The organism is Streptomyces sp. NPDC030143 (assembly GCF_055573695.1).
Map to the genome: position 1 here is coordinate 100,575 of NZ_JBVIAY010000010.1, position 23,600 is coordinate 124,174.

20 protein-coding genes are annotated in these 23,600 nt (G+C 72.5%); 13 read left to right on the forward strand and 7 right to left on the reverse strand.

Annotated features, from left to right (window positions below):
• The first annotated feature begins 8 nt into the window (after positions 1 to 8).
• A complete protein-coding gene (locus tag ACZ4YY_RS19230) occupies positions 9 to 293 on the forward strand; it encodes a hypothetical protein (protein ID WP_468291172.1) in 285 nt (94 codons plus the stop codon).
• A gap of 161 nt (positions 294 to 454) precedes the next feature.
• Here the strand turns inward: ACZ4YY_RS19230 and ACZ4YY_RS19235 are convergent, their stop codons facing one another.
• A complete protein-coding gene (locus ACZ4YY_RS19235) occupies positions 455 to 2,938 on the reverse strand; it encodes a glycoside hydrolase family 3 N-terminal domain-containing protein (protein WP_468291175.1) in 2,484 nt (827 codons plus the stop codon).
• Between the two features lie 141 nt (positions 2,939 to 3,079).
• Between ACZ4YY_RS19235 and ACZ4YY_RS19240 the strand changes: the two genes are divergently transcribed.
• Positions 3,080 to 4,153: a LacI family DNA-binding transcriptional regulator gene (locus ACZ4YY_RS19240; protein WP_468291178.1), complete on the forward strand. Its 1,074-nt coding sequence runs from the start codon at positions 3,080 to 3,082 to the stop codon at positions 4,151 to 4,153.
• Positions 4,154 to 4,235: 82 nt separating this feature from the next.
• Positions 4,236 to 5,117, forward strand: a complete 882-nt coding sequence (locus ACZ4YY_RS19245; protein WP_468291180.1) for an endo-1,4-beta-xylanase — start codon at positions 4,236 to 4,238, stop codon at positions 5,115 to 5,117.
• A 266-nt stretch (positions 5,118 to 5,383) separates the two neighbouring features.
• Here ACZ4YY_RS19245 and ACZ4YY_RS19250 read toward each other — a convergent pair whose 3' ends face one another.
• A complete protein-coding gene (locus ACZ4YY_RS19250; protein WP_468291183.1) occupies positions 5,384 to 6,544 on the reverse strand; it encodes a THUMP-like domain-containing protein in 1,161 nt (386 codons plus the stop codon).
• 133 nt (positions 6,545 to 6,677) lie between these two features.
• Between ACZ4YY_RS19250 and ACZ4YY_RS19255 the strand changes: the two genes are divergently transcribed.
• The 4 genes from ACZ4YY_RS19255 (at position 6,678) to groL (ending at position 10,623) form a co-directional block, all read left to right on the forward strand.
• Positions 6,678 to 7,574 carry a polysaccharide deacetylase family protein gene (locus ACZ4YY_RS19255; protein WP_468291185.1) on the forward strand — a complete coding sequence of 299 codons (897 nt, stop codon included), beginning with the start codon at positions 6,678 to 6,680 and terminating at the stop codon, positions 7,572 to 7,574.
• Positions 7,571 to 8,260 carry a polysaccharide deacetylase family protein gene (locus tag ACZ4YY_RS19260; protein ID WP_468291188.1) on the forward strand — a complete coding sequence of 230 codons (690 nt, stop codon included), beginning with the start codon at positions 7,571 to 7,573 and terminating at the stop codon, positions 8,258 to 8,260. Before ACZ4YY_RS19255 ends, ACZ4YY_RS19260 begins: the two co-directional genes overlap by 4 nt.
• Positions 8,261 to 8,566: 306 nt before the next feature.
• Positions 8,567 to 8,875, forward strand: a complete 309-nt coding sequence (gene groES, locus ACZ4YY_RS19265) for a co-chaperone GroES (RefSeq protein WP_039652762.1) — start codon at positions 8,567 to 8,569, stop codon at positions 8,873 to 8,875.
• 122 nt (positions 8,876 to 8,997) lie between these two features.
• Positions 8,998 to 10,623, forward strand: a complete 1,626-nt coding sequence (groL, locus tag ACZ4YY_RS19270) for a chaperonin GroEL (protein ID WP_468291192.1) — start codon at positions 8,998 to 9,000, stop codon at positions 10,621 to 10,623.
• Positions 10,624 to 10,705: 82 nt separating this feature from the next.
• Here groL and ACZ4YY_RS19275 read toward each other — a convergent pair whose 3' ends face one another.
• From ACZ4YY_RS19275 to ACZ4YY_RS19285, 3 genes are all read right to left on the reverse strand, one after another.
• A complete protein-coding gene (locus ACZ4YY_RS19275; RefSeq protein WP_468291195.1) occupies positions 10,706 to 11,395 on the reverse strand; it encodes an ester cyclase in 690 nt (229 codons plus the stop codon).
• Between the two features lie 88 nt (positions 11,396 to 11,483).
• On the reverse strand, positions 11,484 to 12,257 hold the full coding sequence (locus ACZ4YY_RS19280) for an SDR family NAD(P)-dependent oxidoreductase (RefSeq protein ID WP_468291198.1): 774 nt from the start codon (positions 12,255 to 12,257) through the stop codon (positions 11,484 to 11,486).
• Positions 12,258 to 12,366: 109 nt separating this feature from the next.
• Positions 12,367 to 13,035, reverse strand: coding sequence for an MOSC domain-containing protein (locus ACZ4YY_RS19285; RefSeq protein WP_468291201.1), 669 nt, complete (start codon positions 13,033 to 13,035; stop codon positions 12,367 to 12,369).
• A 90-nt stretch (positions 13,036 to 13,125) separates the two neighbouring features.
• On the opposite strand from ACZ4YY_RS19285, the gene ACZ4YY_RS19290 reads away from it, so the two are divergent.
• The gene (locus ACZ4YY_RS19290) at positions 13,126 to 14,022 is read left to right on the forward strand and encodes a LysR family transcriptional regulator (protein ID WP_468291204.1); all 897 of its coding nucleotides are present in this window, start codon (positions 13,126 to 13,128) and stop codon (positions 14,020 to 14,022) included.
• A 222-nt stretch (positions 14,023 to 14,244) separates the two neighbouring features.
• Here the strand turns inward: ACZ4YY_RS19290 and ACZ4YY_RS19295 are convergent, their stop codons facing one another.
• A complete protein-coding gene (locus ACZ4YY_RS19295; protein WP_468291207.1) occupies positions 14,245 to 14,571 on the reverse strand; it encodes a WhiB family transcriptional regulator in 327 nt (108 codons plus the stop codon).
• A 379-nt stretch (positions 14,572 to 14,950) separates the two neighbouring features.
• On the opposite strand from ACZ4YY_RS19295, the gene ACZ4YY_RS19300 reads away from it, so the two are divergent.
• The 4 genes from ACZ4YY_RS19300 to ACZ4YY_RS19315 all read left to right on the forward strand — a co-directional run bounded on the left by ACZ4YY_RS19300 (position 14,951) and on the right by ACZ4YY_RS19315 (position 19,958).
• Positions 14,951 to 15,562, forward strand: coding sequence for a response regulator transcription factor (locus ACZ4YY_RS19300; protein WP_003948568.1), 612 nt, complete (start codon positions 14,951 to 14,953; stop codon positions 15,560 to 15,562).
• 913 nt (positions 15,563 to 16,475) lie between these two features.
• Positions 16,476 to 17,063: a sigma-70 family RNA polymerase sigma factor gene (locus ACZ4YY_RS19305; protein WP_468291210.1), complete on the forward strand. Its 588-nt coding sequence runs from the start codon at positions 16,476 to 16,478 to the stop codon at positions 17,061 to 17,063.
• Between the two features lie 139 nt (positions 17,064 to 17,202).
• Positions 17,203 to 18,705 (forward strand): IMP dehydrogenase, encoded by a 1,503-nt coding sequence (gene guaB, locus ACZ4YY_RS19310; RefSeq protein ID WP_468291213.1) that lies wholly within the window; start codon positions 17,203 to 17,205, stop codon positions 18,703 to 18,705.
• Positions 18,706 to 18,833: 128 nt separating this feature from the next.
• Complete coding sequence (locus ACZ4YY_RS19315; protein ID WP_468291216.1) at positions 18,834 to 19,958, forward strand: GuaB3 family IMP dehydrogenase-related protein; 1,125 nt, start codon at positions 18,834 to 18,836, stop codon at positions 19,956 to 19,958.
• Between the two features lie 218 nt (positions 19,959 to 20,176).
• On the opposite strand, the gene ACZ4YY_RS19320 is transcribed toward ACZ4YY_RS19315, so the two are convergent.
• On the reverse strand, positions 20,177 to 21,385 hold the full coding sequence (locus ACZ4YY_RS19320; protein WP_468291219.1) for a nucleotide sugar dehydrogenase: 1,209 nt from the start codon (positions 21,383 to 21,385) through the stop codon (positions 20,177 to 20,179).
• 319 nt (positions 21,386 to 21,704) lie between these two features.
• Here ACZ4YY_RS19320 and ACZ4YY_RS19325 point away from each other — a divergent pair, with 319 nt between their 5' ends.
• Positions 21,705 to 23,411, forward strand: coding sequence for a glycerol-3-phosphate dehydrogenase/oxidase (locus ACZ4YY_RS19325; RefSeq protein WP_468291222.1), 1,707 nt, complete (start codon positions 21,705 to 21,707; stop codon positions 23,409 to 23,411).
• The last annotated feature ends 189 nt before the right edge of the window (positions 23,412 to 23,600 follow it).

Consider the following 23,600-nt stretch of genomic DNA (forward strand, 5'->3'; position numbering starts at 1 on the left):
AGGAGAACGTGAACAGGATCGTGGACTACACCGCCTTCGCGGTGGGGTGCGCACTCGCTCTCTTGGGCTGCGTCTCCGTCCTCGCGGGCTGGGCGCCGTCCCAGCTCTCGCACGTCGGCCGGCCCCGGCTGTTCGGGCTGTGGTGCGTGTGCACGGGCGTCTTCTGCATGGCTCAACTGCCCGCTCTGCAGAAGCGGGTGGTGGACGCCGGGTCCGTCGCCGTGGACGGTGTCCTGGTGCTGGTGCTCGTCGGCATAGCGGCTCTGTTCTTCAGCGGGCGCGGCCGGAACTGAGCACCGGCCGGCACGTCGACGGTGGGGCCTCCGCAGCCGCGGGGGCCCCACCGGGCGTTCCGGCACCCCCGGCCGCCGGGACAGCTCACGCCGCTCCGGCAGGCCGGCGCCGGGCGGCACCGGGCGGCACCGGGCGGGGCGGGGATCCCCGCACCGCCCCCTCAGCCGCCCGTCACCCGCGCCTCGCACCGCAGCCGCCGGTCCGCCCCCGTCTCGCGCACCGGCCCGGTGAGGTTCAGCCGTGCCGTGTGCCGTACGTCCGCGCTGGAGGGGCCCAGCCGCAGTTCAAGGACGCCCGGTTCGACCACCCGACGGCCGGACCGGTCGGTGAACGCCGACAGGTCGGTGTGGAAGGGGAAGGTCACCCGGGCCGCCTCGCCCGGTTCCAGGGTGACGCGCCGGTACCCGATCAGCCGGACGTCCGGGCGGGTCACGGAGGCCACCGGGTCGTGCAGGTAGAGCTGGACGACCTCGGTCCCGGCCCGGTCCCCGGTGTTGCGGACGGTCAGGGACAGGTCGTACCCGCCGTCGGTGCCGATCTCCGCCTCCGTGCCGATCTCCGCCTCCGTGCCGGTCTCCGCACCCGCGCCGGTGCCCGGACCCGTACCGCCGGCCTCCGCCTGCGTGCCGGTCTCCGGTCTCGTGTGGGCGTGCGCCTGCGTGCCGGCCCCCGCCTCCGTGCCCTCGACGTCCTCCCAGGCGAACGTCGTGTACGAGCGGCCGTGCCCGAACGGGTACAGCGGGGTCGGGTCGAGGTTGCTGACCTGGCCCGCGAGGCCCAGCGGCGGCTGGAGGTAGGTCCACGGCTGGCCGCCCGCCTCACGCGGCACGCTCACGGGCAGCCGGCCCGAGGGGTTGACGCGGCCCGACAGCACCCCCGCCACCGCCGGACCCCCCTCCTCGCCGGGGAAGAAGGCCTGGACGACCGCACCCAGCCGGCCGTGCCAGCGGCCCAGCGCATAGGGGCGGCCGGTGAGCAGCACCAGGACGACCGGGACGCCCGTCGCGACGAGCGCGTCCAGCAGCTCGGCCTGGACGCCGGGCAGCCGCAGGTCGGCCACGTCGCAGCCCTCGCCAGAGGTACCCCGGCCGAACAGGCCCGCCCGGTCGCCCAGGACCGCCACGCAGACGTCCGCCTCCGCCGTGCGCGCCACCGCCTCCTCGAAGCCCGCCGTGTCCGGGTCCGACACCCCGCAGCCCTCGGCGAACGTCACCTTCGCGTCGGGCAGTTCGGTGCGCAGCGACTCCAGCAGCGTCGGGATCTCGATGCCGAGCTCCACCCCGGGGTGATGGGTGAGGACGTGGGAGGGGAAGGAGTAGCAGCCGAGCATCGCGAGGGCGTCCGCCGCCCGCGGGCCCACCACCGCCACCCGGGTGTCGGGGGGCAGGGGCAGCAGGCCGTCCGGGTTGTCCAGCAGGACCACCGACTCCTCCGCCAGCCGGCGGGCCAGCGCCCGGTTGCCCGCCGAGTCGAGGTCGATCCGCTCGGACTCCCACGGCGCCGACGACCCCTGCGCGTCCGACGACTCACGCGCTCCCGGCGGCTCCGGCCGCCAGTCCTCGTCGAGCAGCCCCAGCTCGCACTTCTGCAGGAGCACCCGGCGGGCGGCCCGGTCGACCAGCTCCTCCGGGACCGTGCCCTCCCGGACGGCCGTGACCAGCTCCTCCCCGTAGTACTTCACCGTCGGCAGTTCCACGTCGATGCCCGCCGCCAGCGCCAGCCGGGCCGTCTGCGCGGCAGTGTCCGCCACCCGGTGCAGGGTCTGCAGGAAGCCGATGCCGAAGTAGTCGGCGACGACCGTGCCGGTGAAGCCCCACTCCCCGCGCAGGAGGTCCGTCAGCAGCTCGGGGTCCGCCGACGCCGGGACGCCGTCGCGTTCGGTGTACGCCGCCATCACCGAACGCGCCCCGCCCTCGCGCAGCGCCATTTCGAACGGCGGCAGCGTCACGTCCGCGAACTCGCGGGTGCCCGCCCTGACCGGGGCCAGGTTGCGGGCCCCGGCCGAGGAGGCGTACCCGGCGAAGTGCTTGAGCGTGGCGACGACCCCGGCCGACTCCAGGCCGCGGACATAGGCCGCGCCGACCGTGCCCACCAGGTACGGGTCCTCGCCGATCGTCTCCTCGACCCGCCCCCACCGCGGGTCGCGGACGACGTCCAGGACGGGGGCCAGCCCCTGGTGGACACCCACCGCGCGCAGGTCACGGCCGATGTGCCGGGCCATCTCCTCCACCAGTGGCGGGTCGAAGGAGGCGCCCCAGGCCAGCGGGACCGGGTACGCGGTGGCGCGCCAGGCGGTGAAGCCGGCCAGGCACTCCTCGTGCGCGAGCGCCGGGATGCCGAACCGGCTCGCCCCGGCGATCCGGCGCTGGGCGCGGGCCAGGGCGCGGGCCCCGAGCGCCGGGTCCACGGGGGCGGTGCCGAAGGAACGGGTCAGCTGGCCGAGCCCCCGGGTGATCAGCTCGTCCCAGTCGTAATCGGCGGTCATGTCGTGCTGGTGCGGGGCGACTCCGTCGCCGTCCGTCTCGGCACCCACCCACACGCCGTACAGCTGGGCGGTCTTCTCCTCCAGGGTCATCCGGGAGAGGAGGTCGTCGACGCGGTCGGCGGCCGTCAGGGCGGGGTCACGCCAGGGGGCGGTGGTCATGAAACTCCTGTCAGGGGGTCGGTGAGCCACCAGTCGGGAATCGAACCGTACGAATGTTTCGAGCTGTACTTCGAATGTTCCGGGAACCTATGACCCGGCGAGGGGTTCGTCAAGAGGTCGCGCGGGGATACGATCGCCGCCATGACACCCTCGGAGCCCGCTGAAACGCGGACGGAAGACCGGCCGACACAGCGTTCGACGGCACAGACGGCCACCCTCGCGGAGATCGCCCGCGAGGCCGGCGTCTCGGCGCCGACTGTTTCGAAGGTCCTCAACGGCCGCGCCGACGTCGCCCCCGCGACCCGCACCCGCGTCGAGGAGCTGCTGCGCGCCCACGGCTACCGGCGCCGGCGCGCCGAGGCGACCCGTTCGCCCCTGATCGACCTGGTCTTCCACGAGCTGGAGAGCGCGTGGGCGATGGAGGTCATCCGGGGCGTGGAGAACGTCGCGCGGGACGCCGGTCTGAGCGTCGTGCTGAGCGAGAGCGCCGGGCGGCTCACCCCCGGACGGACCTGGGCCGACCAGGTCGCCGCCCGCCGCCCGCACGGCGTCGTCCTCGTGCTGTCCGGGCTCGACGAGTCCCAGCGCGCGCTGCTGACCAGCCGGTCCATCCCCTTCGTGGTGATGGACCCGGCCGGCGACCCGGGTGCCGACGTGCCGTCCATCGGCGCCACCAACTGGCAGGGCGGGCTGGCCGCCACGCGGCACCTGGTCGAGCTGGGGCACCGGCGGATCGGGGCGATCAGCGGGCCCCCGCAGATGATGTGCAGCCGGGCCCGCGTCGACGGCTACCGGGCCGCCCTGGAGACGGCCGGACTGCCGGTCGACCCGGGGCTGGTCAAGACCGGCGACTTCCACCACGAGACCGGCTACCGGCTCGGCCGCGAGCTGCTCGCCCGCCCCGACCGGCCCACCGCCGTCTTCGCCGGCAACGACCTCCAGGCCCTCGGCCTCTACGAGGCGGCCCGTGAGCTGGGCCTGCGCATCCCGGAGGACGTCAGCGTGGTCGGCTTCGACGACCTGCCGGTGGCCCGCTGGGTGGGCCCGCCGCTGACGACGGTGCGGCAGCCGCTGACCGAGATGGCGGAGGCCGCCGCCCGGCTGGTGCTGGAGCTGGGGCGGTCGCAGGAGGCCCCGCCGGCGACCCGGGTCGAGCTGGCCACCAGCCTGGTGGTGCGGACGAGCACGGGGGCGCCGCCGCTGGCCGGAAGGTGACCTGTTGACGGGTGGGCCGGGCGCCTCCACACTCCCCCGAAGCCAATCGGTTGCACGACCGAAACTTTCGGAGGCACCTGTCATGAGAACCTCCCGAACCCGCCTGGGACGCCGCCTCGCGGCCCTGTGCGCCGGCGCCGCAGCCGTCGGCGCCCTGCTCACCGCCGGCACTCCGGCCGCCCACGCCGCCGACGTCCCGTTGCGCGACCTCGCCGCCGCCAAGGGCAGGGTCATGGGCACGGCGGTCACCGGCTCCAAGCTCACCGGGACCTACGGCGACATCACGGGCCGGGAGTTCAACTGGCTCACCCCCGGCAACGCCATGAAGTGGGGCTCGGTCGAGCCGACCCGAGGGAACTTCGACTGGGCCGAGGCCGACCGGATCGTGGACTTCGCCGAGGCCCACGGCCAGGAGGTGCGCGGCCACACCCTGGTCTGGCACAGCCAGAACCCGAGCTGGCTGACCAACGGCAGCTGGACGCCCGCCCAGCTCGGCACCCTCCTGCACCACCACATCACCACCGAGGCCGGCCGCTACAAGGGCCGGATCGCCGCCTGGGACGTCGTCAACGAGCCCTTCAACGAGGACGGCACCTACCGCTCGACCCTCTCGAAACCGGCGTACCACGCGATCGCCGCGTCGCTCGGGGGCACCACGACACCCCCGACCGGCGCGTGCGCGGCGGTGTACAGCGTCGGCAGTCAGTGGGGCACCGGCTTCACCGGGCAGGTGCGGATCGCCTGCTCGGGTGCGGCGCTGTCGTCGTGGAAGGTGAGCTGGGACTTCGGTGCGGGGCAGCGGATCACGCAGGCGTGGAACGCCGACTGCACCCAGGCGGGGGCGGCCGTCACCTGTTCCAACGCGCCGTACAACGGGACGGTTCCCGACGGGGGTTCGGTGACGTTCGGGTTCAACGGGTCGTGGAGCGGCAGCAATCCGGTACCCACGGTCACCCTGGGCTGACCCCGGCGAGTTCCCGCGAGCCCGTCCGGCACGGCCGCCGCGGGCCCGTCGCCCACCGCGGCCGTCGGCATCCCGGTCCTGGGCTCGGACGCGCGTGGCGGCGCGGAGCACCGGGAACTCGGCGGCGGGGAGAGCGCCGGCGCCCGTTCCGACACGGCGATGGTCGTGCACATCGGGGCCGGCCGCACCGGGAACCGGCGGCTACGCGGCGGTGGGAGTCCCTCGACCGGGGGTGAGCGCGGGGCGGACGCAGTGCGGGCGGGCGGTCAGACGGGGTGGCCGACGAGCATGGTCGGCGCCCCCGCCACCCGGGTGAGGAACACGGTCGCCGCGTTCGGCCCCTGCGGCTTGACCTTCCTGCGCAGTTCCTCCGGTTCCACCGCCGACCCCCGCTTCTTCACGGTCAGGACGCCGACCCGCCGCTCCCTCAGCAGGGCCTTCAGCCTCTTGACGTTGAAGGGGAGCTGATCGGTGATCTCGTAGGCGGTGGCGTACGGGGTCACGTGCCGTTCGTCGGCGGTGACGTAGGCGATGGTGGCGTCGATCAGGCCGCCGTCGACCTCCCGGGCGACGTCGGCGACCAGGTGCGCGCGGATCACGGCGCCGTCGGGCTCGTACAGGTAGCGCCCCGGGGGCCGCACGTGCGGGTCGGGCAGGCCGGCGCCGAGCAGGGTGCGCGGCCCCGGCAGCAGGGTCGCCCGCACCGCGCCCGGCGCGGTCCCGAACCACAGCACCGCCTCCTTCACGTCCCCGCCGTCCGAGACCCACTCCGCCTCGGCCTCGGCCGGGACGGCGTCGTGCGGGATGCCGGGCGCGACCTTGAGCGCGGCGCGCGGCGCCCGCAGCGCAGCGGCGACCGCCCAGGACAGGGGCGGCGAGTAGGCTTCGGGATCGAAGATCCGCCCGCGTCCGCCCCTGCGGGCGGGGTCGACGAACACGGCGTCGTACGCGGCCGTGTCCACCTCGGTCACGTCCGCCTCCCGGACCTCGATCAGCTCGGTGAGTCCCAGCGCCTCGGCGTTGGCCCGCGCCACGGCGGCCGTTCCCGGGTCCCGGTCCACCGCGAGCACCCGGATCCCCGCCCGGGCCAGCGCGATCGCGTCACCGCCGATCCCGCAGCACAGGTCGGCGACCGAGGTCACGCCCAGCTCCCGGAACCGCCCGGCGCGGTGGGCGGCGACCGACGCCCGCGTCGACTGCTCGACCCCGTGGGGTGTGAAGAACATCCGCTCCGCGTCCTCGGCCCCGAACTTCGCCGCCGCCCGCTGCCTGAGCCGCGCCTGGCCGAGGGCCGCCGACACCAGGTCGGCCGGATGCGCGCGGCGCAGCCGGGTGGCGACGGTGAGTTCGTCGGCCGGGGCGGTGCCGCGCACGGCGTCGAGGAGGGCGCGGCCCTCGGGGGTGAGGAGGGGAGCGAGGTCGTTCACCGGCTCATTGTGGGCCAGTCGGTGGACCGTGCGCTCGCGCCCGCGGTGTCGGGCCCGGTTCCGGCGACGCGGACTGCGAGGATCCGACGCCATGGGATCAGTCGGATCAGTAGGACAAAACGATAATGCGGGGATGGCTCGCGTCGGGGTCCGCGGCGCCCTCGTCCTCCTCGCCGTCGCCGCCATCGCCTCCGGCTGCGCACCGGGCGGCCGGGGCGACGGAAGCCGCCCGGCCCCCGGCCAGGAGCCGCCCCGGTCCCAGCCCGGCCGCGCCCTGCACTCGTACGCCGCCACCCTGCGCGCCGCCTCCGCCGCCCGGGCCGCCGCGGCGAGGCGGTGGGGGCTGAAGAAGGTTCCGCTGACGGCCCCGGCCCCGCCCGAGCGCAAGCCGCGGATCACCACCCGCGAGGGCTTCGAGGTCGACGGCCACGAGGAACTCGACCTCCCCCCGGTCTTCACCACCGTCCCCACCCGGGACAAGGTCGTCTTCCTCACCATCGACGACGGCGCCGAGAAGGACCCGGCGTTCCTGCGCATGATGAGCGACCTCAAGATCCCGTACACCGCCTTCCTCAGCGACTACCTCGTCAAGGAGGACTACGGCTACTTCAAGAAGATGCAGGCCGCCGGGGTGTCGCTGAACAACCACACCCTCCACCACCCCTACCTGCCCGGACTGTCGTACAGCCGCCAGAAGCGCGAGATCTGCGGCATGCAGGACGTCGTCCAGAAGCGCTACGGCACCCGCCCCGAGCTCTTCCGGCCGCCCTTCGGCAACTACAACGGCGCCACCCTGCGCGCCGCGAAGGCATGCGGCGTGAAGTACGTGCCCCTGTGGAGCGAGGAGGTCTTCGTCGACCGCTGGGAGTACCGCGAGTGGGACCGCGACCTGCACCCCGGGGACATCGTCCTGAGTCACTTCCGCGGTCGCGGTGACTGGAAGGGCACGATGCCCGACATGATCCGCCGTTTCCTCGACCTGGTCACCGCGAAGGGGTACGCGGTGGCGCGCCTGGAGGACTACCTGTGAGGTGGCGGGGACCGGTGGCCGCGGCCCTGACGGCGCTTCTCCTGACGGGCTGTGCCCGCCTCGCGCCCCCCGCGCCCCCGCCCGCCCCCGGCCCGCGCGCCGTGCTCCCGCCGGTCGTGGACCACGTCCCGACCCGCGACAGGGTCGTCTTCCTCACCTACGACGACGGCGCCGAACGCGACCCCCGCTTCATCGACCTGGTCCGCGAACGCCGACTCCCGGTGAGCATGTTCCTCACCGACAGCGTCGCCGGCCCGGGTTACGCCCACTTCGCCCGCCTGCGCGCGGTCGGCGCGAGCCTGCAGAACCACACCCTCGACCACCTGGCCCTGCGCGGCCTGCCCTACGCCGGCCAGCGCGCCGAGATCTGCGGCCAGCAGGACAAGCTGCGCTCCCGCTTCGGCCTGCGCCCCCGCCTCTTCCGCCCGCCCTACGGCGCCTACGACACCACCACGCTGCGTGCCGCCGCCGACTGCGGCGTCACCGCGATCGTCCTGTGGCGCGCCTGCATGGGCCCGACCGACCTCACCTACACCCACGGCCCCCACCGCCTGCGCCCCGGCGACGTCATCGCCGTGGACCCCGACGCGTTCCCGGCGCCGGCCCTGCGCGACCGCACCACCCGTCTGCTGCGGCACATCAGGGAAGAGGGCCTGAGGGTGGGCCGGTTGGAGGACTACCTCTGATCGCCGCCCGGAGGGCGCCGTGGAGACGGGCGGGGCCCGTGGAGCGGCAGTCCACGGCACCGCCCGCCCCGGCCGACGGCAGCCGGAACAACCCGCGAGTCCGCCCCGAAAACCCGCCGACGCGCGGCGGCCATTGGCACTCCGCTTGACCGAGTGCTAACCCCGGTCATAGTCTCAGCCCTGGCACTCCCCCCTGGAGAGTGCCAACACAGCGACGGGCAGGTCCGGCACCCGCGACGACGGATCGACCTGGTCGCCACCTCAGACAGTTAACCCCGTGAGATCTCCGAAGGGGGAGGTCGGATCGTGACGACCGCCAGCTCCAAGGTTGCCATCAAGCCGCTCGAGGACCGCATCGTGGTCCAGCCGCTCGACGCCGAGCAGACCACGGCCTCTGGCCTGGTCATCCCGGACACCGCGAAGGAGAAGCCCCAGGAGGGCGCCGTCCTCGCCGTGGGCCCGGGCCGCTTCGAGAACGGCGAGCGCCTGCCGCTCGACGTCAAGGTCGGCGACGTCGTCCTGTACAGCAAGTACGGCGGCACCGAGGTGAAGTACAACGGCGAGGAGTACCTCGTCCTCTCGGCTCGCGACGTCCTCGCGATCATCGAGAAGTAAGTCATCTCGAAGCACACATTGCTTTGAACCACTGCGCCCCTGGCCCCCGCGACCATTGATCAGCCGGGCGCCCGGGGCGCAGTGTCATTCCACCCGATAATTCCGAGAGGGCTCCCGCTGTCATGGCGAAGATCCTGAAGTTCGACGAGGACGCCCGTCGCGCCCTCGAGCGCGGCGTCAACAAGCTGGCCGACACGGTCAAGGTGACGATCGGCCCCAAGGGCCGCAACGTCGTCATCGACAAGAAGTTCGGTGCCCCCACCATCACCAACGACGGTGTCACGATCGCCCGTGAGGTCGAGATCGACGACCCGTACGAGAACCTCGGCGCCCAGCTGGTGAAGGAGGTGGCGACCAAGACCAACGACATCGCGGGTGACGGCACCACCACCGCCACCGTCCTGGCCCAGGCCCTGGTCCGCGAGGGTCTGAAGAACGTCGCCGCCGGCGCCTCCCCGGCCGCCCTGAAGAAGGGCATCGACGCCGCCGTCAAGGCCGTCTCCGAGGACCTTCTCGCGTCGGCCCGCCCGATCGACGAGAAGTCCGACATCGCCGCCGTGGCCGGGCTGTCCGCCCAGGACCAGCAGGTCGGCGAGCTCATCGCCGAGGCGATGGACAAGGTCGGCAAGGACGGTGTCATCACCGTCGAGGAGTCCAACACCTTCGGTCTGGAGCTGGACTTCACCGAGGGCATGGCCTTCGACAAGGGCTACCTGTCGCCGTACTTCGTGACGGACCAGGAGCGCATGGAGGCCGTCCTGGAGGACCCCTACATCCTCATCAACCAGGGCAAGATCTCCTCCATCGCCGACCTGCTGCCGCTGCTGGAGAAGGTCATCCAGACCAACTCCTCCAAGCCGCTGCTGATCATCGCCGAGGACGTCGAGGGCGAGGCCCTCTCCACCCTCGTCGTGAACAAGATCCGCGGCACCTTCAACGCCGTCGCCGTCAAGGCCCCCGGCTTCGGTGACCGTCGCAAGGCGATGCTGCAGGACATGGCGACCCTGACCGGCGCCACGGTCATCTCCGAGGAGGTCGGCCTCAAGCTCGACCAGGTCGGCATCGACGTGCTGGGCACCGCCCGCCGCATCACCGTCACCAAGGACGACACCACGATCGTCGACGGCGCCGGCAAGTCCGAGGACGTCCAGGGCCGCGTCGCGCAGATCAAGGCCGAGATCGAGAACACCGACTCCGACTGGGACCGCGAGAAGCTCCAGGAGCGCCTCGCGAAGCTGGCCGGCGGCGTGTGCGTGATCAAGGTCGGCGCCGCCACCGAGGTGGAGCTGAAGGAGAAGAAGCACCGTCTGGAGGACGCCATCTCCGCGACCCGCGCCGCGGTCGAGGAGGGCATCGTCTCCGGTGGTGGCTCGGCTCTGGTCCACGCCGCCAAGGTGCTCGAGGGCGGCCTGGGCAAGACCGGCGACGAGGCCACCGGTGTCGCCGTCGTCCGCCGCGCGGTCGTCGAGCCGCTGCGCTGGATCGCCGAGAACGCCGGCCTGGAGGGTTACGTCATCACCTCCAAGGTCGCCGAGCTCGACAAGGGCCAGGGCTTCAACGCCGCCACCGGCGAGTACGGCGACCTGATCAAGGCCGGCGTCATCGACCCGGTCAAGGTCACCCGCTCCGCCCTGGAGAACGCCGCCTCCATCGCCTCCCTGCTCCTGACGACCGAGACCCTGGTCGTCGAGAAGAAGGAAGAGGAAGAGCCGGCCGCCGCGGGCCACGGCCACGGCCACTCCCACTGAGCGAACCGCTCGCAGAAGGCCCCCGCTCCTTCCCGGAGCGGGGGCCTTCCCCGTTCGCCGTCCCTCGCGGGCTTCGGACCGGCTACCGACCGAGTACCCCCAGCTGCTCCATCAGTCCCGCCCGGTCGTACTGCCACCAGCCCTCGCAGATCATCCCGCCCCGGAACCGGTGCCAGGTGGTGCCGGTCATCGTGACGTCCATCCCGGTCGCCGGGATGCCCAGGAAGTCGCCCTTGTGCTTGCCGGCCCAGGTCCAGCGCGTGCACACCAGGTCGTCCTGGGCGATCTGGGCGTCCACCCGGAACGAGAAGTCGAAACCGCGCCGCCAGCCGACGACCTCGTCGCGCGCCCCGCGCACTCCGACGTCCTGGGGATTGGCGGGGTCGTGGTCGACATAGTCGTCCGAGATCCGCTCGAACAGCCGGTCCAGGTCACCCCGTCCGGCCTCCTCGAAGAACTCCCGCGCCACCCCACGGTTGAGCTGCTCGTCCCGCACCACTTCGAGATCGGTGAAGGTCGGCATCTCGTCGCACAGGGCCACCATCTCGCGGAAGATCCGGTCGGTCTCCGGGAGGTTCGAGTTCCGCATCGCCTCCTCGTACGACGGGAACTCCACGATCTCGATCAGGTGCGACGCGTCCGACCGGTCCTTGCCGACGAGCGCGTGTGTCGCGGTCCGCTTCCCCTTGGTCTGTTCGACCCACGAGTCCAACAGCCGGTTCATCTCGTCGAACCGGCTCGTCCTGCAGTCGATGAGCTGTACGAACGTCATGGCGCCGCCTCCGGCCCCCCTGGGTCCGGTCATGTCACGCCCATTTTCCCACCGGAACGCCGACGCCACCCGCTCACCGCCCGCCCCGCTACTGGGGCCCGTACTTGCGTCCCGTCTTAGAGGAGATCCCGCCGAGCAGGCCCCTCGGCACCACCTTCACCACGCCCATCAGCACCTTGTACCGCGGGTCCGGGATCGACACGGCCTTGCCGCGCGCCAGGTCCCGCAGCGCCTCCGCGACCAGCTTGTCCGCGTCCAGCCACATCCAGCCCGGGATGTTGTCCGTGCCCATCCCGGCCCGGTCGTGGAACTCCGTCCGCACGAACCCCGGGCACAGCGCCATCAGCCGCACCCCGCTGCCGGCCAGATCCTTCGCGGCCCCCTGCGTGAACTGCACGACCCACGCCTTGGACGCCCCGTACGTCCCGCGCGGCACGAAGGCCGCGACCGACGCCACGTTCACCACACCGCCGCGCCCGCGCTCGCGCATCGCCTCCGTCGCCGCGGACGTCAGCCGCAGCACCGCCTCGCAGTGCACCTTGAGCATCCTCAGCTCGTCGGCCATGGCGACGTCGAGGTAGCGGCCCTTGTTGCCGAAGCCCGCGTTGTTCACCAGCAGGTCGACGGGGTTCCTGCGGTCGCCGAGCCGGGCCGCCACCGCCTCGATGCCCTCGTCCGTGGCGAGGTCGGCGGTCAGCACCTCCGCCTCGATGGCGTGCCGGTCGTGCAACTCGGTCGCCTGCTCCCGCAGTCGCTTGGTGTCCCGGGCGACGAGGACGAGGTCGTGCCCGTCCGCCGCCAGCCGCCGCGCGAACGCGGCACCGATGCCCGCGGTCGAACCCGTAATCAGAGCCGTTGTCATGGCGCAAGGGTAGTGACCCGGACCGACACCGCCCGGCCTCTGCACCGCGCCTCCAGAAGGTGAAGGCGCCGTGCGCGCGCCCGGGGTGACAACGGCTCAGCGGCCCCGGTCAGTCACCCCGTTCGACCGTGTACGCACGCGCTGCCGCCAGGGTCTCCGAGTGCAGCGCCTCGCCCGCCGCCAGCAGGCGGGGCAGCAGCTCCCGGTGCGTGGTGACGGCCTGGAACTGCATCCGCGCCGTCACCTCGTGATCCGGCAGGTGGACGATCTCCACCGGATCGCCCGCGCGGATCTCGCCCGGCACGATCACCCGCAGGTACGCGCCCGTCGCGGCCTTCCGCGTGAACCGCTTGATCCAGCCCCGCTCACCCACATGGCCCTGGAAGGTCATGCAGGGAATCCGCCCCGCGGTCACCTCCAGCACCACCTCGGAACCGATCCGCCAGCGCTCGCCGATCCGCGCGCCGGAGACGTCCAGGCCGGTGGTGGTGAGGTTCTCCCCGAACGCGCCGTTCGGCAGAGCGCGCCCCAGCTCGCCCTCCCAGTCGTCGAGATCCTCCCGCGCGACGGCGTACACCGCCTGGTCGTTCCCGCCGTGGTGGCGCAGGTTGCACACCGCGTCCCCGGCCAGGCCGCTGCCCGCGGTGCCCTTCGGTCCGGGCGCCGCGACCCGCACGGGTCCGTCGACCGGCTGCTTGTCGATCCCCGTGACGCCGTCGGGGTGATTCGAGTACGGCACGCTCTTGGGGCGTCCCACGTTCACAGACAGAAGCCTCATGGACGCACGGTAGGAGACCCGGGTCAAAGTGTCGACGCGTTTTCCGGCGCCGGGCCCAAGCCTCCCTTATACGCCCGGTATCCTCGGAGGATGATCGAGGCCCGTCATCTGCGCGTCCTGCGCGCCGTCGCCGCCAGCGGTTCCTTCTCGGCGGCCGGACGCGAGCTGGGCTGCACCCAGCCGGCCGTCAGCCAGCAGATGAAGGCCCTGGAAGCCTCCGTCGGCACCCCCCTGCTCGTCCGCAGCGGCCGCGAGATGCGCCTGACGCAGGCGGGCGAGGCCCTCGTGCGGCACGCGGCCGGCATCCTCGCCGGACTCACCGCCGCTGAGGAGGAGGTCGCCGCCATCGCCGGACTGCGCGCCGGCCGGGTCCGCCTCGTCTCCTTCCCCAGCGGCAGCTCCACCCTCGTCCCCACCGCCCTGGCCGCCCTGCGCGCCGCTCACCCCGGCACGCGGGTCTCCCTGGAGGAGGCCGAGCCCCCCGAGTCCGTCGACACCCTGCGGGCCGGCGACTGCGACGTGGCGCTCGCCTTCCGCTACGAGGGCGCGCCGGGCGCCGAGGAATGGGCCGACCTGGTCGTCCGCCCCCTGCTGACCGACCGCCTGGTGGCTCTCCTGCCCGAACGGCACCGCCTCGCGCGCGCGGAGTCCCTCGCCATCGGCGAACTCGCCCGGGAACCCTGGATCGCTGGCTGCCCGCGCTGTCGCGGCCAACTGGTGGAGGTGTGCCAGGACGCGGGCTTCACCCCCCGCATCGACTTCGCGACCGACGACTACCCGGCGGTCGCCGGCCTGGTCGGCGCGGGCCTCGGCGTCGCCGTCCTGCCCCAGCTCGCGATCGAGTCCGTACGGCCGCGCGGGGCGCGCGCGGTGACGCTGGAGCCGGCGGTGCGCCGGGAGATCGTCGCGCTCACGCTGCCCGACCTGGCCCAGGTCCCGGCCGTGGCGGCGACGCTGGAACACCTGGAGCGGGCGGCGGCGCGGTAGCGCGGCAGCCTCGCGGCGGAAAAGACGCGGTGGGCGCGCGACGGAGAAGACACGACGGGCGCGCCGACGGAGAAGACGCGACAAGGCGCGCCGGACAGAGAAAACGCGAAAACGCGGCGGGGCGCGCCCACAGAAAAAGAGGGGCACACGCGCGTCCCCCTCCCGCGACGAAGCGCTCTTGGTGACGCTCCGTGCGGCGATCCACTGTGCAGAAACGTTCCTTCAGTCGTTCGAAGCGGTGTCCCCGCCACTCGACGCCGACACCAGGCGGTGGCGCGCTCGCCCCATGAGTTCCTCGCGCTCGTCCTCGGTCAACCCGCCCCACACGCCGTACGGCTCTCTCACCGCCAGCGCGTGCGCCGCGCACTGCGCGCGGACCGGGCACCTCATGCAGACCTCCTTGGCCGAGTTCTCGCGAGCGCTCCGCGCCGCCCCGCGCTCGCCCTCCGGATGGAAGAAGAGCGAACTGTCCACCCCGCGGCAGGCAGCCAGCAGCTGCCAGTCCCACAGGTCCGCGTTCGGTCCGGGAAGGCGGGAGAAATCTGCCATAGCGTGACCCCTTGTAGCCGTTCTGAGCGGATACGGTGCCCACGACCGTACAACTACGATCTAAGGAGATGAAAATATGACCCATTGCGAATCTAGCCTCAGACACCAGTAAATGGGAAGAAATGGGGCTAAACGGGGCACCGGTTGTGATGAAAGCTTGAGGGTCCGCGCGGCTGCCTCCACCGTGTCCGCGCCCTCACGTAGAGTGCCGAAGAGTGCACGCAGCCCCGTAACTCTTTCGAGTGACCGTCGTTGAGAGTGCGGAGGCGGTTGAGAACACAAACGCTCGGGCAGGCGTCCGAGACGGTCGACCGCACAGGTGACGATACGTACCAGCCTGGAGGCACAAGGTGACGCGCATCAGCTGCGGAGGGCGGCCATGACATCCGTCCTCGTCTGCGACGACTCCCCGCTTGCCCGAGAGGCGCTCCGCCGCGCGGTCGCGACCGTACCCGGCGTCGAGCGCGTGACGACGGCGGCCAACGGCGAGGAAGTCCTCCGCCGCTGGGGCGCCGACCGCTCGGACCTCATCCTGATGGACGTGCGCATGCCCGGACTGGGCGGTGTCGAGACCGTCCGGCGGCTGCTGTCCGCCGACCCCGGCGCGCGCATCATCATGCTCACCGTGGCCGAGGACCTCGACGGCGTCGCCCTCGCGGTCGCCGCCGGAGCGCGCGGCTACCTGCACAAGGACGCCTCCCGCGCCGAGCTGCGCGCGACCGTCACCCAGGCCCTCGCCGACCCCACCTGGCGGCTCGCCCCGCGCCGGCTGCGGTCCGCCGAGATGGGCGCCGCCCCGACGCTCACCGCGCGTGAGATCCAGGTCCTGGAGGGCATGAGCCACGGCCGCTCCAACGCCGAGATCGGCCGCGAGCTTTTCCTCTCCGAGGACACCGTCAAGACCCACGCCCGCCGCCTGTTCAAGAAACTCGGCGCATCGGACCGCGCGCACGCGGTGGCGCTCGGGTTCCGGTGGGGGCTCGTCCGCTGAACCCGCCGTCGTACGGGCCGAGGGCGCACCGGACGGACCGGTGGACTCGGCGGCTCGCCGCGGGGGACGCGCCCGTACCGATCGGCGGATCGGCCGGTGCGCACCCCGGCGGGGCAAGCCGTCGGCGCGGACCCGGATCGACGGAGTCGCCGGTACGCGCCCGAGGGATTGCGGGTCCGGACCGACCCGAGCACCCACCGTCACGGGCCGCGGAGCAACGTCCCACGGACCGGCCCTCCACGTGAACGGCGGAGTCCGCCGGGCTCCGGCTCCGAAACCGGCTCGGGCACCGGCCCTGTGATCGTCGGCCGACGAGGTGCTCTCGCGCGTGAGCGATCGGCGTCCGAGCTCGAGTGGCGGCTCACCGGACGAACGGGGGGTTCCCTGTCCGCCCGTGGGCGAGCGGACATGCTCACCGCCGCCCGAGGGCGGGCGAGCGCACGTGCTCGTCCCCACCCGAGGGCGAGCCGGGAATTCTCAGCCCGGCCCGACGACCACGGCCGTCCGGTCCCACCCGGCAGGGCGCGCCGGAAACCCGCGGCCCCCGCGACGCGGCGGGGCGGCGGGCCCGGGCGTCCGCCGGGCACACCCAAGGCGCTCCTGCGGAGCGAGCCGACCTCAGCGAAGGGGAGCGGGGCATGAGTGGACCTCCCTGCTCGCGTGGGGTCGTGCCTGCGGGAAACCCCCGTCCGCCGGCCGGTCGACGGGGGCTGCACAGGGTCACGGCGGATGCGCGCTGCTCGTTTCGCCGCGGATGCCGCATCCTTGAGGTGTGGAGTTCCTCGGGGACGAGTCGGTCGAGCGGGAGGGGAGGGCGCAGGGGATGAGTTCCGGCGCACCTGCTCATAACGCTTCGGTGCACAACGACGGGCACGGTGCCGCGGCTGCTCCGGCCGCAGGGCACCATGGACCGATGCGCGATGACGAGCCGGCCCACGCCCAGGGGGCGATCGGCGGACTCGTGCACCGCGCCGTGGACGGCGACGAACAGGCGACCCACGACCTGCTCGCCCATGTCCACCCCCTGGCGCTGCGCTACTGCCGCACCCGGCTGTCCCGCCTCCCGGGCGACGCGCGCCACTTCGTCGAGGACCTCGCCCAGGAGGTCTGCGTGGCGGTCCTGCTGGCCCTGCCGCGCTACAAGGACACGGGGCGGCCCTTCGAGGCCTTCGTCTTCGCCATCGCCGCCCACAAGGTCGCCGACCTCCAACGTGCGGCGATGCGCCACCCCGGCTCGACGGCGGTCCCGTCCGACGAGATGCCGGAACGCCCCGACGACTCCCTCGGCCCGGAGGAGCGGGCCCTGCTCAGCAGTGACGCCGCATGGGCGAAGAAACTGCTGGCCAACCTGCCCGAGAACCAGCGGGAGCTGCTCCTGCTGCGCATCGCGGTGGGCCTGACGGCGGAGGAGACGGGCCAGATGTTGGGAATGTCACCCGGAGCCGTCCGGGTGGCCCAGCACCGCGCCCTGAGCAGACTGCGGGCTCTCGCCGAGCAGTAGTCCCTTCGGTGAACAGGCCCCCCGTCGTTCCCGTACGAACATACGAAGCCCGGAGCCACGTCGGACCGTGGAATTCGGGCGGTGCGCTTCCCGTTAGCATGGGCATCCGCACCGATCAAGGCCATTTGGGGAAGGTGTCATGACTGCCAACGTCGACGGAGTGCCCGACAAATTCGCGACCCTCGGGCTGACCTACGACGACGTGCTGCTGCTGCCGGGCGCATCCGAGGTGCTCCCCAACGCGGTCGACACCTCGTCCCGCATCTCCCGCAATGTCCGGGTCAACATCCCGCTGCTCTCGGCGGCGATGGACAAGGTGACCGAGTCCCGCATGGCGATCGCGATGGCCCGCCAGGGCGGCGTCGGCGTGCTGCACCGCAACCTCTCCATCGAGGACCAGGTCAACCAGGTCGACCTGGTCAAGCGGTCCGAGTCCGGCATGGTCACCGACCCGATCACGGTGCACCCCGAGGCGACGCTGGCCGAGGCCGACGCCCTGTGCGCCAAGTTCCGCATCAGCGGCGTCCCGGTCACCGACCCGGCCGGCAAGCTGCTCGGCATCGTCACCAACCGCGACATGGCCTTCGAGACGGACCGCACGCGCCAGGTGCGCGAGGTCATGACGCCGATGCCGCTGGTCACCGGCAAGGTCGGCATCTCCGGCACCGACGCCATGGAGCTGCTGCGCCGCCACAAGATCGAGAAGCTTCCGCTGGTCGACGACGCGGGCGTCCTCAAGGGCCTCATCACGGTCAAGGACTTCGTGAAGGCCGAGCAGTACCCGAGGGCCGCCAAGGACGCCGAGGGCCGTCTGCTCGTCGGAGCCGCCGTCGGCGCAAGCCCCGAGGCCCTCGAGCGCGCCCAGGCCCTCACCGAGGCCGGCGTGGACTTCCTGGTCGTCGACACTTCGCACGGCCACAACAGCAACGCCCTGAGCTGGATGTCGAAGATCAAGTCGAGCGTCGGCATCGACGTGATCGGCGGCAACGTCGCCACGCGCGACGGCGCCCAGGCCCTGATCGACGCCGGTGTCGACGGCATCAAGGTCGGTGTCGGCCCCGGCTCGATCTGCACGACCCGCGTCGTCGCCGGCATCGGCGTCCCGCAGGTCACCGCCATCTACGAGGCCTCCCTCGCGGCCCGCCCGGCCGGCATCCCGCTGATCGGCGACGGCGGCCTGCAGTACTCCGGCGACATCGGCAAGGCGCTGGCCGCCGGCGCCGACACGGTCATGCTGGGCAGCCTCCTCGCCGGCTGCGAGGAGTCCCCGGGCGAACTGCAGTTCATCAACGGCAAGCAGTTCAAGTCGTACCGCGGCATGGGCTCGCTGGGCGCCATGCAGTCCCGCGGCCAGGGCAGGTCGTACTCGAAGGACCGCTACTTCCAGGCCGAGGTGGCCGCCGACGACAAGCTCGTGCCCGAGGGCATCGAGGGCCAGGTGCCCTACCGCGGCCCGCTGGCCAACGTGCTGCACCAGCTGGTCGGCGGTCTGCGCCAGACCATGGGCTACGTGGGCGCCGCCACCATCGAGGAGATGGAGTCCAAGGGCCGCTTCGTCCGGATCACCTCGGCGGGCCTGAAGGAGAGCCACCCGCACGACATCCAGATGACCGTCGAAGCGCCGAACTACAGCAGCAAGTAGACGCGCGAGCAGGCGCCGGACCGGCGCCGGGCTCGTCGAGGGCGGCCCCGGACGATCCGGGGCCGCCCTCGTCGTACCCGTCGGCGATACTGGAAGACGCTGCAACGCATCAGGGAAAGGCCACAGACGTGACTGAGATCGAGATCGGGCGCGGCAAGCGCGGCCGCCGGGCGTACGCCTTCGACGACATCGCCGTCGTCCCCAGCCGCCGTACGCGGGACCCGAAGGAGGTCTCGATCGCCTGGCAGATCGACGCCTACCGGTTCGAGCTGCCCTTCCTGGCCGCTCCCATGGACTCGGTCGTCTCCCCGGCCACGGCGATCCGCATCGGCGAGCTGGGCGGCCTCGGCGTGCTCAACCTCGAAGGCCTGTGGACCCGGTACGAGGACCCGCAGTCGCTGCTCGACGAGATCGCCAAGCTCCCCGCGGAGAAGGCCACCCGCCGCCTGCAGGAGATCTACGCGGCGCCCATCAAGGAGGAACTGATCGGCCGGCGCATCAAGGAGGTGCGCGACTCGGGTGTGGTCACCGCGGCGGCGCTCTCCCCGCAGCGCACGGCCCAGTTCTCCAAGGCCGTCGTCGACGCGGGCGTGGACATCTTCGTCATCCGCGGTACGACGGTGTCGGCGGAACACGTGTCGGGCTCGCACGAACCGCTGAACCTGAAGCAGTTCATCTACGAGCTGGACGTCCCGGTGATCGTCGGCGGCTGCGCCACCTACACCGCCGCCCTGCACCTGATGCGCACCGGCGCGGCGGGCGTCCTGGTCGGCTTCGGCGGCGGCGCCGCGCACACCACGCGCAGCGTGCTCGGCATCCAGGTCCCCATGGCCACGGCCGTGGCCGATGTCGCGGCGGCCCGCCGTGACTACATGGACGAGTCCGGCGGCCGGTACGTGCACGTCATCGCGGACGGCGGTGTCGGCTGGTCCGGCGACCTGCCCAAGGCGATCGCCTGCGGCGCCGACGCCGTGATGATGGGTTCCCCGCTCGCCCGCGCGACCGACGCGCCGGGCCGCGGCCACCACTGGGGCATGGAGGCGGTCAACGAGGAGCTGCCGCGCGGCAAGAAGGTCGACCTCGGCACGGTCGGCACGCTCGAGGAGGTCCTCGCCGGCCCCTCGCACACCCCGGACGGCTCGATGAACTTCTTCGGCGCCCTGCGCCGCGCCATGGCCACCACCGGCTACAGCGAGCTGAAGGAGTTCCAGCGCGTCGAGGTGACGGTGGCGGACTCGGTCCACCGGCGCTGACCCCACAGCCCGGCAGGAAACAGGAAGGGGCCGGTCACCTCACGCGCGTGAGGCGACCGGCCCCTTCGGCGTGTCCGGGTGGCCGTACCCACGGCGTTCGGCGGGGGGCGGATGCGGCGGGCAGGCCGTGGTGCGGGGGGCGGATGCCTGGGCAGACCGTGTCCTGCGGGGGCGGGGGCGGGGGCGGGGGCGGGGGCGAGGGGCGGGCCTGGCCTCGTTCACAACCGGTGGGCGGCCCCCGTGGGTGTGGCCCCCCGCGTGTCCAACAGCAGTTGCGCCTTCACCGACAGGCCCTGCAGGTCGTACGTGCGGTGCTGCTGGAGGAGGATCGTCAGGTCGGCGTCGGCGGCGGCCTCGTAGAGGGAGTCGGCGCGGGGGACCGGGCGGTCGAGGACGTTCCAGGACGGGACGTGGGGATCGTGGTAGCTGACGGCGGCGCCGAGTTCCATGAGCCGGATCGCGATCTCGTGCGCGGGGGTGTTCTGCTGGTCGGCGAGATCGGGCTTGTAGGTGACGCCGAGGAGCAGGACGCGCGCGCCGCGGGCGGACTTGCCGTGCTCGTTGAGGAGGGCGGCGGCGCGCTGGACGACATAGCGCGGCATGCGGTTGTTGACCTGCTGGGCGATCTCCACCATGCGCAGGGGGCTGCCGGGGTGGCCGGCCCGGTCGAGGGGGACGGAGTGGCCGCCGACACCAGGACCGGGGCGGAACGCCTGGAACCCGAACGGTTTGGTCTCGGCGCAGCGGATGACGTCCCACAGGTCGACGCCCAGGTCGTGGCAGAAGACGGCCATCTCGTTGACGAGCGCGATGTTGACGTGCCGGAAGTTGGTCTCCAGAAGCTGCACGGTCTCCGCCTCCCGCAGGCCACGCGCGCGTACCACCTTGTCGGTGAGTCGGCCGTAGAAGGCGGCGGCCGACTCGGTGCAGGCGGGGGTGAGGCCGCCGATGACCTTGGGGGTGGTCGTCGGGGTGAAGTCGCGTCGGCCGGGCTCGACGCGGCTGGGCGAGTACGCGAGGTGGAAGTCGCGGCCCGCGCGCAGGCCGGAGACCTCTTCCAGGAGCGGGCGCAGGAACTCCTCGGTCGTCCCGGGGTAGACGGGCGACTCCAAAATCACGGTGGTGTGCGGGCGCAGATGACCGGCGAGGGTGCGGGCGGCCGCCTCCACCTGGCTGAGGTCCAGTCCGCCGTCCGCGTCGCGCGGGGTAGGGGCGCAGATGACGGCGGTGCGCACCCGGCCCAGTGCGGCGGGGTCGGTGGCGGGACGGAAGCCCCCTGCGAGCATCCGACGCAGTTCCGCGGGGCTCAGGGTGCCCGCCTCGGGGCCGGTGCGGTAGCCGAGCGTGACGATGCCGGCGGTCACGGCGGCCTGGGCCAGGGGCACTCCGAGCGGGCCGAGTCCGATGACGGCGAGATCTGCGGGCATGGCGTGGGCCGTCCTTCCCAGTAACCGAAGCGGGACAGGTGCGCAAGCCCGGTGGACAGGATGGGCGAGCGCAATGTCAGACTAGGAGTAAATATGACCGATATGCGGGATTGATCGGCTGTGTTGGGGGGCCTTCTCGTGCCGCCCCGCTCGTCAGCGGGGCGGATCCGGATGTTCCGTGAGAGTTGTCCACAGGCTGGGGGTGAGTGGTGGCTGGAGTCGGGCAACACGGTCAGAATCTGGGCATGGGGGATGCGGAGACGAACCGGGCCTCGCCCTGAAGGGTGCGGCCGGCGCGACCGAACAGCGGGAGGCAGCGGTGAGGACAGCGACACTGGGGCCGGCGCAGCGAGCCGAGTCACTGGCGGCCATGGCCGATCGCGAGCTGGACGTGCTGGTCGTGGGAGGCGGTGTGGTCGGCGCGGGCACGGCCCTCGACGCCGCCACGCGCGGCCTGTCCACGGGACTGGTCGAGGCCCGTGACTGGGCGTCGGGCACGTCGAGCAGGTCCAGCAAGCTGATCCACGGCGGCCTGCGGTACCTGGAGATGCTCGACTTCGCCCTCGTCCGCGAGGCGTTGAAGGAGCGCGGCCTGCTGCTGGAGCGGCTTGCTCCACATCTGGTGAAGCCGGTGCCGTTTCTCTACCCGCTCCAGCGCCAGGGCTGGGAGCGCCTGTACGCCGGATCGGGCGTCGCGCTGTACGACGCGATGTCCATGGCCCGCGGTCACGGCCGGGGCCTGCCCGTCCACCGCCACCTGAGCCGCCGTCACGCCCTGCGCATAGCCCCGGCCCTGAAGAAGGACGCGCTGGTCGGCGCGTTGCAGTACTACGACGCCCAGATGGACGACGCGCGCTTCGTCGCCACGCTGGTGCGCACGGCGGTGGCCTACGGCGCCAGGGCGGCCAACCGCGCGCGCGTGACGGGCTTCCTGCGCGAGGGCGAACGGGTCGTGGGCGCGCGCGTTCAGGACGTCGAGGCGGGCGGCGAGTACGAGATCCGCGCCCGGCAGATCGTCAACGCCACGGGCGTGTGGACCGACGACACGCAGGCGATGGTGGGGGAGCGGGGACAGTTCCACGTCCGCGCCTCCAAGGGCATCCACCTCGTCGTACCGAAGGACCGCATCCACTCCTCGACCGGCCTGATCCTGCGCACGGAGAAGTCCGTGCTGTTCGTCATCCCCTGGGGCCGGCACTGGATCGTCGGCACCACCGACACCGGCTGGGACCTCGACAAGGCCCACCCGGCCGCCTCCAGCGCTGACATCGACTATCTGCTGGACCACGTGAACTCCGTCCTCGCGGTGCCGCTCACCCGGGACGACGTCCAGGGCGTGTACGCCGGTCTGCGGCCGCTGCTGGCGGGCGAGTCGGACGCCACGAGCAAGCTGTCGCGCGAACACACCGTCGCCCACCCCGTGCCGGGGCTCGTCGTGGTGGCGGGCGGCAAGTACACGACCTACCGGGTGATGGCCAAGGACGCGGTCGACGAGGCCGTGCACGGCCTCGACCTGCGGGTGGCCGAGTGCGTCACCGAGGACGTGCCGCTGCTGGGTGCGGAGGGCTACCGGGCGCTGTGGAACGCGCGGGCGCGCACAGCCGCCCGCACCGGGCTGCACGTCGTGCGGGTCGAGCACCTGCTGAACCGGTACGGCTCGCTGGCGGAGGAGGTCCTCGACCTCATCGCCGGCGATCCCTCGCTGGGTGAACCGCTGCACGCAGCCGACGACTACCTGCGCGCCGAGATCGTCTACGCCGCCTCGCACGAGGGCGCGCGCCACCTCGACGACGTCCTGACCCGGCGAACCCGGATCTCCATCGAGACCTTCGACCGGGGCACGCGCAGCGCCCGTGAGGCGGCCGAGCTGATGGCGCCGGTCCTCGGCTGGGACAAGGACCAGATCGAACGCGAGGTCCAGCACTACGAGAAGCGGGTGGAGGCCGAGCGGGAGTCCCAGCGCCAGCCGGACGACCTGACGGCGGACGCGGCGCGGTTGGGAGCACCGGACATCGTCCCGCTGTGAGGACACCGGGCTGACGGCCGGCGAGCGCCCGGGCTGCGGCGGGGGCGGGACCGCCGACAGCGGTCGGGTTACCGGCAGAAGCGTCGGGCTGCCGGCCGAGGCCGGGTCGTCGGCGGTGGTGTCGGGCGGTGGGCAGGGGTCGGGTTGTCGGCAGAAGCGTCGGGCTGCGGACGATGGCTGAGCTGTGGC

Bases quoted from the DNA above. Each gene is read 5' to 3' on its own strand.
- ACZ4YY_RS19235 (WP_468291175.1), bottom strand. From the start codon at position 2,938: ATGACCACCGCCCCCTGGCGTGACCCCGCCCTGACGGCCGCCGACCGC.
- ACZ4YY_RS19240 (WP_468291178.1), top strand. From the start codon at position 3,080: ATGACACCCTCGGAGCCCGCTGAAACGCGGACGGAAGACCGGCCGACA.
- ACZ4YY_RS19245 (WP_468291180.1), top strand. From the start codon at position 4,236: ATGAGAACCTCCCGAACCCGCCTGGGACGCCGCCTCGCGGCCCTGTGC.
- ACZ4YY_RS19255 (WP_468291185.1), top strand. From the start codon at position 6,678: ATGGCTCGCGTCGGGGTCCGCGGCGCCCTCGTCCTCCTCGCCGTCGCC.
- groL (WP_468291192.1), top strand. From the start codon at position 8,998: ATGGCGAAGATCCTGAAGTTCGACGAGGACGCCCGTCGCGCCCTCGAG.
- ACZ4YY_RS19275 (WP_468291195.1), bottom strand. From the start codon at position 11,395: ATGACGTTCGTACAGCTCATCGACTGCAGGACGAGCCGGTTCGACGAG.
- ACZ4YY_RS19280 (WP_468291198.1), bottom strand. From the start codon at position 12,257: ATGACAACGGCTCTGATTACGGGTTCGACCGCGGGCATCGGTGCCGCG.
- ACZ4YY_RS19285 (WP_468291201.1), bottom strand. From the start codon at position 13,035: ATGAGGCTTCTGTCTGTGAACGTGGGACGCCCCAAGAGCGTGCCGTAC.
- ACZ4YY_RS19290 (WP_468291204.1), top strand. From the start codon at position 13,126: ATGATCGAGGCCCGTCATCTGCGCGTCCTGCGCGCCGTCGCCGCCAGC.
- ACZ4YY_RS19295 (WP_468291207.1), bottom strand. From the start codon at position 14,571: ATGGCAGATTTCTCCCGCCTTCCCGGACCGAACGCGGACCTGTGGGAC.
- ACZ4YY_RS19300 (WP_003948568.1), top strand. From the start codon at position 14,951: ATGACATCCGTCCTCGTCTGCGACGACTCCCCGCTTGCCCGAGAGGCG.
- ACZ4YY_RS19305 (WP_468291210.1), top strand. From the start codon at position 16,476: ATGCGCGATGACGAGCCGGCCCACGCCCAGGGGGCGATCGGCGGACTC.
- guaB (WP_468291213.1), top strand. From the start codon at position 17,203: ATGACTGCCAACGTCGACGGAGTGCCCGACAAATTCGCGACCCTCGGG.
- ACZ4YY_RS19320 (WP_468291219.1), bottom strand. From the start codon at position 21,385: ATGCCCGCAGATCTCGCCGTCATCGGACTCGGCCCGCTCGGAGTGCCC.